Origin of the sequence: uncultured Microbacterium sp., from assembly GCF_913776565.1 — a bacterium.
Classification (GTDB): domain Bacteria; phylum Actinomycetota; class Actinomycetes; order Actinomycetales; family Microbacteriaceae; genus Microbacterium.
This window is the reverse complement of record NZ_CAJYPF010000211.1, coordinates 1-6,622: the sequence shown is the minus strand read 5'-3', so window position 1 is coordinate 6,622 and position 6,622 is coordinate 1. Positions and strand designations below refer to the sequence as shown.

Below are 6,622 nucleotides of genomic sequence, written 5' to 3'. Positions count from 1 at the left end.
CCGTCGAGTCCGCGGAGCGCGAGGTCGCCCTCGACGACATCGAGGTGTTCGCGCGCTTCACCGGAGACACGTTCTACGCGCACATGGACGAGGAGTCCGCGGCGGCCAACCCCTTCTTCCCGGGGCGCGTGGCCCACGGGTACCTGCTCGTGTCGTGGGCGGCGGGGCTCTTCGTCGACCCGGCGCCCGGCCCGGTGCTCGCCAACTCGGGCCTGGAGAACCTGCGGTTTCTCACCCCCGTCTCACCCGGCGACCGCATCCGCGTCGCCCTGACGGCCAAGCAGATCACCCCGCGGGAGACGGACGAGTACGGCGAGGTGCGGTGGGATGCCGTGATCCGCAACCAGGACGACGAGATCGTCGCGCAGTACGACGTGCTCACGCTGGTGGCGAAGACCTGGGCCCCCGTGGCGGTGCCCGCATGAGCCTGCGGCCGATGATGCGCAACGACCGGGCGTCGGCGATGCTCGGCATGGTCGTCGAGCACGACGCGCCGGGGGAGTCCCGCGTGTCGATGACCGTGCGCGAGGACATGCTCAACGGCTTCGCCATCACGCACGGCGGGCTCGTCTTCACCCTCGCCGACACGGCGTTCGCGATCGCGTGCAACGAGGACGAGCGGGTGACGGTCGCCGGGGGCGCCGACATCACGTTCCTGAAGTCCACGACGGCGGGGCAGACGCTCACCGCGACGGCCGCGCGCCGCGCGCGCAGCGGCCGGACCGGCCTGTACGACATCCGCGTGACCGACGAGACCGGCGACCTCGTCGCCGAGGTGCGCGGCCGCAGCATCACGACGGATCGGCGGCCGCCGGTTCCGGTCCCTTCGACGGGCTCAGGGGCCTCGGCCGTAGCGCCGGTGGCTGAGCCTGTCGAAGCGTCCGGCCCCCGACCCGCGAACGACCACGAGCGCAGCGCCGCGCTCCCCACCACGGAGGTGTCCCGATGACCCTGACCACCGCATCGCGCCCGGACTTCCTGGCATCCGTCGATCCCACCGGCATCCCGCTCGATCGCCTGCGCGCCCTGCAGCTCGAGCGGTTGCAGTGGACGGTGCGCCACGCGTACGACAGCGTCGCGCTGTACCGCCGGAAGTTCGACGAGGCGGGCGTGCACCCCGACCACATCCGCACCCTCGACGACATCCGCCTGCTGCCCTTCACGACCAAGGCCGACCTGCGCGAGACCTACCCCTTCGGCATGTTCGCGGTGCCGATGGCCGACGTCCGCCGCATCCACGCCTCGTCGGGCACCACCGGGCGTCCGACCGTCGTCGGGTACACGGCCGGAGACCTCGACCGGTGGGCCGACCTCGTGGCGCGTTCGCTGAGCGCCGCCGGCATCCGCCCCGGGGATCGCGTGCACAACGCCTACGGCTACGGCCTGTTCACCGGGGGCCTCGGTGCGCACGCGGGCATCGAGCGCCTCGGCGCGACCGTGATCCCGATGTCGGGCGGCCAGACCGCGCGTCAGGCGCAGCTCATCCAGGATTTCGAACCGGATGCCATCCTCTGCACGCCCAGTTACCTGCTGACGATCGCCGATGCGCTGGAGGCGGCGGGCGTCGATCCGCGCTCGACCTCGCTCAAGGTGGCCGTGCTCGGGGCGGAGCCCTGGACGAACGAGATGCGCCGCGAGATCGAGCGCCGCCTCGACATCGTGGCCGTCGACATCTACGGCCTGAGCGAGGTGATGGGCCCGGGCGTGGCATCCGAGAGCGCCCTCACCAAGGACGGACCGCACGTCTGGGAGGACCACTTCCTCCCCGAGACGATCGACGGCGACTCGGGCGAGCCCGTCGCCGACGGAGAGCTGGGGGAGCTCGTCTTCACCTCGCTCACGAAGGAGGCCTTCCCGGTCATCCGCTACCGCACCCGCGACCTCACCCGACTGCGCCCCGGCACGGCGTTCCCTGCGATGCGGCGCATCGAGAAGATCACCGGCCGCAACGACGACATGATCATCCTGCGCGGCGTGAACCTCTTCCCGACGCAGATCGAGGAGATCGTGATGGGCATCGAGACCCTCACCCCGCACTTCGTCCTCGAACTGCGTCGAGAGGGGCGGATGGATGCCATGACCGTGCGCATCGAGCGGCACCCGGCCCTGGAGCGCGAGGTGTGCGAGGCCGCGGGCGTGGTGCTGCGGCAGCGCATCAAGGTGCTCATCGGGACGAGCGTCGACGTGCGCGTCGAGGAGCCGGGCGTCCTGCCCCGCAGCGAGGGCAAGTACAAGCGCGTCTACGACCTGCGCTGACCCGCGGGCACGGGTCGCGGCGCAGGCTCGGGTCGTGCGCGAACGTCTCGCGTCCAAAACGCAGGAGATGCGAGAGGGGGCGGTCGTCGACCCTCTGGATTCCGCCGCACCGCGCTCGCCGCTGCGTCTTCTTCCTGCGTTGCGTCCTGCTGCTCGAGGGCGACCTCGCGGGAGTCGGAGCGGCGCAGCCGTTGCGGACCACCGCGCCCGCGGATACACTTTACTGAACGATCGGTCTGTAAAAGGAGTCGACGATGACGATGACCGCACCCCCCAGAGACGTCCGGGACGGCGAGGAGATGTTCCACGCCCTCATCGAGGCGGACGGCCGCATCGAGCCGCGCGACTGGATGCCCGAGGCCTACCGCCGCACGCTCATCCGCCAGATCTCGCAGCACGCGCACTCCGAGATCATCGGCATGCAGCCCGAGGGGGCGTGGATCACCCGCGCGCCGAGCCTGAAGCGCAAGTCGATTCTGCTCGCCAAGGTGCAGGACGAGGCGGGTCACGGTCTGTACCTCTACTCCGCGGCGCAGACGCTCGGCATCACGCGCGACGAGATGACCCAGCAGCTCGTCGACGGCAAGGCGCGGTACTCGTCGATCTTCAACTACCCGACGCCGACGTGGGCCGACATGGGCGCCATCGGGTGGCTCGTCGACGGTGCCGCGATCTGCAACCAGGTGCCGCTGTGCCGCGCGTCGTACGGACCCTACGGTCGGGCGATGGTGCGCATCTGCAAGGAGGAGTCGTTCCACCAGCGTCAGGGCTTCGAGATCCTCCTCACCCTCATGCAGGGCACCGAGGAGCAGCGCGAGATGGCTCAGGATGCCGTGAACCGCTGGTACTGGCCGAGCCTGATGATGTTCGGGCCCCCGGATGACGACTCGCCCAACTCGGCGCAGTCGATGGCGTGGAACATCAAGCGCTTCAGCAACGACGAACTGCGGCAGCGCTTCGTCTCGATGCTCGTGCCGCAGGCGGCCGTGCTGGGAGTGACCCTGCCCGACCCCGAGCTGCGCTACGACGACGAGACCGGCGAGTACGTCATGGGCGAGATCGACTGGACGGAGTTCCACGAGGTGCTCGCGGGCCGCGGACCGCTCAACACGATGCGCCGTCAACACCGCCGTGACGCGCACGAAGAGGGAGCCTGGGTGCGCGAAGCCGCCGCGGCCTACGCCGCGAAGAAGAGCGCCGCCCGCACCGGGACGGCGGCCGCCTGATGGCCACGCCCGGAGGCAGCCCCGCCGAGACCTGGCCCCTGTGGGAGGTCTTCGTCCGCGCGAACCGCGGCCTCAGCCACGTGCACGTCGGTTCGCTGCACGCGCCCGACGCCGAACTCGCCGTCCGCAACGCCCGCGATCTCTACACCCGTCGCGGCGAGGGCGTGTCGGTCTGGGTCGTCCCCTCGGATGCCGTGACGACGAGCGATCCGGGAGCGAAGGGCGCCTTCTTCGAGTCGCCCGCGGGCAAGAACTACCGGCACGCGGTGTACTACACCGCCTCCGAGGGGGTGCCGCACCTGTGAGCATCTCGACCGATCACGGGGACCGGTCCCTTCGACAGGCTCAGGGACCTGACGCGGCGTCGGTGGCTGAGCCTGTCGAAGCCGCCGATGCGCACGGCACCGACCCGCACGGCGCTGACCCGCACGGCGCTGACTCGCACGGCGCCGACCCGCACGGCGCCGTCTCGCTCGACGCGCGCGAACTCTCGGCCGAGCTCGCCGGGGGAGAGGACCGTGCCACCGACCCCGACGTCGCCGCCTACGCGATGCGGCTGGGCGACGACGCGCTGATCCTCGCCCAGAACCTCTGCGGCTGGATCGCCCGCGCCCCCGAGCTCGAAGAGGACGTCGCCCTCGGCAACATCGCCCTCGACCTGCTCGGCCACGCGCGTTCCCTGCTGCGCTACGCCGGCACCTACGACGGCCGCAGCGAGGACGACCTCGCCTATTGGCGCGACGAGCGGGAGTTCCGCAGCGCGTGGCTGTTCGAGCTTCCCAACGGCGACTTCGCCCACACGATCGTCCGTCAATTGCTCGCCTCGACCTACCTGCTCGAGCTGTACCGCGAGCTCGCGGCATCCTCCGATCCCGTGCTCTCGGCGGTCGCCGCCAAGGCCGAGAAAGAGGTCGACTACCACCGCGACCACGCGGTGCAGTGGACGCTGCGCCTGGCGGGCGGGACCGAGGAGTCGCGTCGACGCTTCGTGGTCGGCCTCGACGACACCTGGCCGTACCTCGACGAGCTGTTCCGCGACGAGCCGCTGCACGACCGCCTCGAGGGGATCGCGGTGCGTCCCTCCACGCTGCGCGGGCGGGTCGACGAGGTGCTGGTCGCGGTGCTCGCCGAAGAGGACGTCCCCGTGCCCGCGATGCCCGCCTCGTCCGCGGGCGGACGTGAGGGGCGCCATCACCCCGCCCTCGGGCCGTTGCTCGCCGAGATGCAGGTGCTCGCGCGCCGCCACCCGGGGGCGACGTGGTGACCCCGACCCTCGAACGCGCCCGCGAGATCGCGGCGGCCGTCGTCGATCCCGAGGTGCCGGTGCTGACGATCGACGACCTCGGAGTGCTCCGCGACGTCCGTCTCGACGGTGACACGGTGACCGTCACGATCACGCCCACCTACTCGGGATGCCCCGCGGTCGACGCGATCCGCGACGACATCGTCCTCGCCCTCACCTCGGCCGGCTTCGACGACGCCGTCGTCAAGACGACGCTCTCGCCCGCGTGGACCACCGACTGGATGAGCGACGAGGGCAAACGCAAGCTGACCGCGTACGGCATCGCCCCGCCCACCGGTCGCGCGCCCGCGGGTCCCATCCGCGTGAAGCTGAGCGTCGCGTGCCCCCGCTGCGGTTCCCTGAACACCCGCGAGGTCTCGCGTTTCGGCTCGACCTCGTGCAAGTCGCACTGGGAGTGCCGCGCGTGCCTCGAACCCTTCGACCACTTCAAGGCCCTCTGATGACGACGACGGACACGGATGCCGTGACCCCGGCCCCCTCGACCCCGGCCCCCTCGACCCTCGGCGCGGTGCGCGAGACCGGCGGGCGCGCCCGCGCGAGATTCCACACCCTGCGGGTCGCCGACGTGCGCCCGCTGACCCCGACCGCGATCGAGGTGACCTTCGCCGTCCCCGACGAGCTCGCCGACGCCTTCGACTACGCCGCCGGGCAGTACGTCGCCCTGCGCGCGCGCGTCGACGGCGACGACCTGCGCCGCTCCTACTCGCTGTGCCGCCCGCCCGCGCGGGGGAGCATCAGCGTCGGCATCAAGCGCGACCCGGACGGGCGCTTCTCGAGCTGGGCGCACGAGGGCCTGCGCCCGGGCGACGAGATCGAGGTGATGAGCCCGCAGGGCACCTTCGTCTCGAGGGCGTCCACCGCGACCGGGCACGTCGTCGCGATCGCCGCGGGGTCCGGCATCACGCCGATCATGGCGCTCGCGACCGACGTGCTCGAGCGCTCGGCCGAGAGCCGCATGACGATCGTCTACGCCAACCGCTCCTCGACCGACGTGATGTTCGTCGACGAGCTCGCCGACCTCAAGGACCGCTACCCCTCTCGTCTCACGCTGCACCACGTGCTCTCGCGCGAGCAGCGCGCGGCGCCCGTGTTCTCGGGCCGCATCGACGAGGAGCGGCTGCGTCTGATCCTGTCGCGGCTCATCGACCCGGCATCCGTCGACGAGTGGTTCCTGTGCGGACCGTTCGCGCTCGTCGAGCTGTGCCGCGAGACCCTCGCCGAGGTGGGTGTCGCGCGCGAGCGCGTCCGCTTCGAGCTGTTCACCGCGGGCGACGGCGACGCCCCCGCGCAGACCGGGGGAGCGCGCCCGGTGCGCGTGCGGGCCGACGAGCCGGTGCGGCGGATCGACTTCACGCTCGACGGTCAGTCGGCATCCGTCGACAGCCCGGTCGCAGCGAACGAGACGATCCTCGCGGCGGCCCTGCGGGTGCGTCCCGACGTGCCGTTCGCATGCGCGGGAGGGGTGTGCGGCACGTGCCGGGCGCGGGTGATCGAGGGGGCGGTCTCGATGACCGAGAACTACGCCCTCGAGCCCGACGAGATCGCGCGCGGATACGTGCTCACCTGCCAATCGCACCCGACCTCCGACGCCGTGCGGGTCGACTACGACGGATGAGCACCGTGATCGACTACCGCTTCGCCGACGACGTCGCCGAGATCGTCCTCGACGCCCCCTCCCGGCGCAACGCCCTGGGCCTGACGGATCTGCACGACCTCGCCGCCGCCTACGACCGCGCCGAGGCCGACGGGGCCCGCGCCGTGCTGCTGCGCGGAGAGGGCCCGTCGTTCTGCGCCGGTCGCGACATCTCGGGCGTCGACCCGGCGACCGACGACGTCG

General features: G+C 71.5%; 9 protein-coding genes. All 9 read left to right on the top strand.

The genetic code is table 11. From position 1 onward, the window contains the following. On the top strand, window positions 1-425 hold a 425-nt coding region (locus QZ433_RS12035), incomplete at its 5' end, for a MaoC/PaaZ C-terminal domain-containing protein (RefSeq protein WP_295783759.1). Window positions 426-436: 11 nt separating this feature from the next. After that, entirely contained in the window at window positions 437-949 is a 513-nt protein-coding gene (gene paaI / locus QZ433_RS12030) for a hydroxyphenylacetyl-CoA thioesterase PaaI (RefSeq protein WP_366761934.1), read from the top strand. Next, complete coding sequence (locus QZ433_RS12025) at window positions 946-2,256, top strand: AMP-binding protein (RefSeq protein ID WP_295783756.1); 1,311 nt, start codon at window positions 946-948, stop codon at window positions 2,254-2,256. Before paaI ends, QZ433_RS12025 begins: the two co-directional genes overlap by 4 nt. A gap of 254 nt (window positions 2,257-2,510) precedes the next feature. Continuing rightward, window positions 2,511-3,482 (top strand): 1,2-phenylacetyl-CoA epoxidase subunit PaaA, encoded by a 972-nt coding sequence (paaA, locus tag QZ433_RS12020; RefSeq protein ID WP_295783753.1) that lies wholly within the window; start codon window positions 2,511-2,513, stop codon window positions 3,480-3,482. Beyond that, entirely contained in the window at window positions 3,482-3,787 is a 306-nt protein-coding gene (gene paaB / locus QZ433_RS12015) for a 1,2-phenylacetyl-CoA epoxidase subunit PaaB (protein WP_055838158.1), read from the top strand. Before paaA ends, paaB begins: the two co-directional genes overlap by 1 nt. A gap of 62 nt (window positions 3,788-3,849) precedes the next feature. Beyond that, entirely contained in the window at window positions 3,850-4,746 is an 897-nt protein-coding gene (gene paaC / locus QZ433_RS12010) for a 1,2-phenylacetyl-CoA epoxidase subunit PaaC (RefSeq protein WP_295783745.1), read from the top strand. Next, window positions 4,743-5,225 (top strand): 1,2-phenylacetyl-CoA epoxidase subunit PaaD, encoded by a 483-nt coding sequence (paaD, locus tag QZ433_RS12005; RefSeq protein ID WP_295783742.1) that lies wholly within the window; start codon window positions 4,743-4,745, stop codon window positions 5,223-5,225. Before paaC ends, paaD begins: the two co-directional genes overlap by 4 nt. Then, a complete protein-coding gene (gene paaE / locus QZ433_RS12000) occupies window positions 5,225-6,400 on the top strand; it encodes a 1,2-phenylacetyl-CoA epoxidase subunit PaaE (protein ID WP_295783740.1) in 1,176 nt (391 codons plus the stop codon). Before paaD ends, paaE begins: the two co-directional genes overlap by 1 nt. Continuing rightward, a partial coding sequence (locus QZ433_RS11995; protein ID WP_295783737.1) for an enoyl-CoA hydratase/isomerase family protein occupies window positions 6,397-6,622 on the top strand: 226 nt, incomplete at its 3' end. The genes paaE and QZ433_RS11995, both read left to right, overlap by 4 nt.

Bases quoted from the DNA above. Each gene is read 5' to 3' on its own strand.
- QZ433_RS12025 (WP_295783756.1), top strand. From the start codon at position 946: ATGACCCTGACCACCGCATCGCGCCCGGACTTCCTGGCATCCGTCGAT.
- paaI (WP_366761934.1), top strand. From the start codon at position 437: ATGATGCGCAACGACCGGGCGTCGGCGATGCTCGGCATGGTCGTCGAG.
- paaB (WP_055838158.1), top strand. From the start codon at position 3,482: ATGGCCACGCCCGGAGGCAGCCCCGCCGAGACCTGGCCCCTGTGGGAG.
- paaE (WP_295783740.1), top strand. From the start codon at position 5,225: ATGACGACGACGGACACGGATGCCGTGACCCCGGCCCCCTCGACCCCG.
- paaA (WP_295783753.1), top strand. From the start codon at position 2,511: ATGACGATGACCGCACCCCCCAGAGACGTCCGGGACGGCGAGGAGATG.